Below are 3,145 nucleotides of genomic sequence, written 5' to 3'. Positions count from 1 at the left end.
GTGGAAGCCTGTTGAATCACGCCAAACTATCGTGCGCCAGAGATTCCGATCACCGCGTTAACCTGAACTCGTTGCCCTGGGCGACATCTGCCTAAGTTGACATCTGCCTAAGTTAAGGACGTCTGGAATATGAGCGACATCAAGCAGGCCCCACTTGAACATGATCTGCCGCGCGCGGCCAAGCTGCCCTGGCAGACCCCGGATCTGGAGGTTCTGACCGTCGGCCAGACGCAGAACAATGGCCTGATACCACCGGGGGACGGCACTTATTCGCCATCGCCCTCTGGAAGCTGAACTGAGCCTGTAATGTCGTTTTTCGCCGGTCTGGCTGGCACGGAACGTGCCGACCCACGGGTCGGCGACAGGCTGGGCGGTATTGCCACCACCTATGGCGGTGGCGGCAAGCCATCGGTCTGGCGGGGCGACGGAGCAGCGCTTGTCCATGTGGCGCGCCCATTCACACCAGAAGACCGGCTGGATCGTTTTCCCACCGCTTTTGCCGGTCATACATCCCGCCTTGTCTTCGACGGACGGCTGGATAATCGTGAGGCGCTGATCGCGGCGCTGAAACTGGCACCGGCCGATGCCGCCCGGCTTGGCGATGGCGGGCTTCTGATGGCGGCGCTGGAGCGCTGGGGCATTGATGCCTGCCCCCGGCTGATCGGGGCCTTTGCCTTCGCCTGGTGGGATGCGGCATCACGCCGGATGATCCTGGCCGTGGATGCGTCCGGCGGTCGTGCGATCTTCGCGCATGATGACGGCAAGCGGCTTTGTTTCGCCACACGGCCGCTGGCGGTGCTGGCTTTCCCGGACATGGCGCGGCAGGTCGACGAGGTGGCGATGGCGCATCTGCTGCTGGGCCGCCCCATCCCGACCGGTGCCACCCCATTTCGCGGCGTCTTCCGGCTGCCGCCGGCGGGGCTGCTGGTCTGGCGCGATGGTGCCTATAGTCTGCGCCGCCAGACCTCGGCCATCGGATCACCTATCGCGACCCGCGGGACTATGTGCATGCCGCCCGCGAGTTGCTGGACCAGGTGACGGCGGCAAACCTGCGGGCCATCGGCCCTGTCGCCTGTCAGTTGTCGGGAGGATTGGATTCCAGCGCGGTGGCGGCGACCGCCGCACGGCTGCGGCAGCCGGAAACGCTGCATACGCTCACATCTTATCCCGACCCCGCCGCATCCATCCCGCAGGAGCGACCGCGCGGTTTCTATAATGAGGTGCCGCTGGCCAGGGCAACGGCGGCCCTTTATCCGAATATCGACGCGCATTTTCTGGCATCCGGCGAGATTTCCCAAGGAGAAGACGAACCGGATCGCCAGTTCTGGGAGTTCGGCATCCCGGTACGGAATTTCACCAATGCCGGCGCGTGGGAACCGCTCTACGCACAGGCCAGAACGCTCGGCGCCTCGGTCGTGCTGGGGGGCCACGCCGGCAACTGCACTCTTTCATGGAAAAGCCAGGCATTGCTGACCGACCTCGCCGCGTCAGGGCGCTTCCTGGCGCTGGCGGGGCAGCTTCGCGGGCTGAAGCGGCACGGGTACGGCGTCTGGCCGCAGGTCCGGCGGAACCTGTTGACCTATGCCGCTCCGGCAAGGTTACGGAAAATGGTGCGGCGGCTGCGCGGCACCGCCGATTTCTGGCGCGAGCGCGCCGTGGCAAGTGATGACTTGGCCGGCAACGTCGATGCCGCCGCCATCACCGACAATATTCTCATCGATACCGGTCGCGGCGACCGCGATCGCCGGCTCCGGCTGGTCTATCTTGAGAAACATTGGTCGAACAGCCAATGGATGGCGGGCCATCCCTATGTCAACGGCTGCGATCTGCGCGATCCGCTGGGGGACCGGCGGCTGGTCGAATTCTGTCTGGCTCTGCCCGATGATATTTGGCAACAGGGCGGGCAGCCCCGGTCCTTCGCCCGTGCGGTGCTGCGCGACCGCCTGCCGACCGAGGTCGCGAACAACCAGAAGCGCGGCTATCAGAATGGCGATTGGTTCCACCGGTTGACCCTGCTGCGCCCCGCCTTCATGGCGGAACTGGACCGGCTGGAAGCGTCGCCGGCGACGCGGCGGATGATCGATCTGCCGCGTATCCGCGCCATCGCTGAGAACTGGCCGGCAAATGCCGACGCCGCCATGGCGCGCGACGCGGAACTGCTCGACCTTTTCGGACGTGGCATCCACTACGGCCGCTTCATCCGCTGGATAGAGGGATCCAACGGCTAGTCATGTCATCCAACGGGCACCCCGTCCCTCGCGGTCGATGCGTCGGATCTCGTGCGACGGGAGCATGCGCCAGCCATCATGCCGGCGGCCATGCAGGACATCGAGTGACGCGGATGTGCGGGATCATTGCGGCGGACCGCACGAGCGTGCGCTATCGATCCGGCGCTCTGATGATGGCGATCTGCGCGATAGGTTGCACGTTCTGGCGCAGGAACGGCAGGGCGCTGGCCAACCGCGAGAAGACACAGCCGCGTTGGCGCGAGGACGGCATGCCCCTGGCCTATCGGCGCTATTCACGCATCTATGCAGCCCTGGAAGCCGAGGCCCACGAGGCCGGGCGCGGCATCTGGGCCGGGCGGTTCGAGGTGCCGGAGCTGTGGCGGCATCGCGGCCGGCAGTGACGCGCCTTGCGCCGCGCGGCCGCGGTGCGCGGCGGATCTCATGCCCGGCATTGCGCCACGATCAGCAGATCATCGGGCAGCAGATCACCGGGCAGCAGATCACCGGGCCGATCGGCGTTCCCGCGCGTCGGCCTCATCCAGCCGATCCAGAATGTCGAGCGCGCCCCCGCCGGTTCGCACCGGCGGCCGCCACGCGGAAGCGGATCTCGGCATCATGGGCGGCCAGGGCGGTGGTGCCCTGTTCCTGCCTGTTGAGGCTGACGCCGCGCGACCCGGCCCGGAACAGCCTGGCATGACGCACAGCCATCTTCGCCATCCTCGCCGCCTCCCGCACCTGCCGCCTGCCGCCTGCCGCCGACCGGCCGATGGCCGCCGGAGGGTTCCGGCGCGCGGGTTTCAACCGCGCCGCCCGCCGATTATGACGGCCGATCCGACCAGGGGAATCGGGTGAAAATTTTAAGCTGCGATGATGCTTGCGAGGAAGTCGTCGTCCCAAGCGGCGACCTTGCGTCGGAG

5 protein-coding genes are annotated in these 3,145 nt (G+C 66.6%); 4 read left to right on the top strand and 1 reads right to left on the bottom strand.

Annotated elements, in window-relative coordinates; all coding sequences use genetic code 11:
• Positions 1-129: 129 nt before the first annotated feature.
• The 4 genes from IEW15_RS25080 (at position 130) to IEW15_RS25065 (ending at position 2,629) form a co-directional block, all read left to right on the top strand.
• Positions 130-294, top strand: a complete 165-nt coding sequence (locus IEW15_RS25080; RefSeq protein WP_188583211.1) for a hypothetical protein — start codon at positions 130-132, stop codon at positions 292-294.
• A 12-nt stretch (positions 295-306) separates the two neighbouring features.
• Positions 307-1,038, top strand: a complete 732-nt coding sequence (locus IEW15_RS25075) for an asparagine synthetase B family protein (RefSeq protein ID WP_188583209.1) — start codon at positions 307-309, stop codon at positions 1,036-1,038.
• A complete protein-coding gene (locus tag IEW15_RS25070; RefSeq protein WP_188583207.1) occupies positions 1,005-2,228 on the top strand; it encodes an asparagine synthase-related protein in 1,224 nt (407 codons plus the stop codon). Before IEW15_RS25075 ends, IEW15_RS25070 begins: the two co-directional genes overlap by 34 nt.
• A 146-nt stretch (positions 2,229-2,374) precedes the next feature.
• On the top strand, positions 2,375-2,629 hold the full coding sequence (locus IEW15_RS25065) for a hypothetical protein (protein WP_188583205.1): 255 nt from the start codon (positions 2,375-2,377) through the stop codon (positions 2,627-2,629).
• Between the two features lie 133 nt (positions 2,630-2,762).
• Here IEW15_RS25065 and IEW15_RS25060 read toward each other — a convergent pair whose 3' ends face one another.
• Complete coding sequence (locus IEW15_RS25060) at positions 2,763-2,945, bottom strand: hypothetical protein (RefSeq protein ID WP_188583203.1); 183 nt, start codon at positions 2,943-2,945, stop codon at positions 2,763-2,765.
• Positions 2,946-3,145: the final 200 nt, after the last annotated feature.

It is taken from the genome of Tistrella bauzanensis (assembly GCF_014636235.1).
GTDB lineage: Bacteria > Pseudomonadota > Alphaproteobacteria > Tistrellales > Tistrellaceae > Tistrella > Tistrella bauzanensis.
The sequence above is the reverse complement of the archived record's forward strand: the minus strand, read 5'-3'. Positions and strand labels throughout refer to the sequence as shown.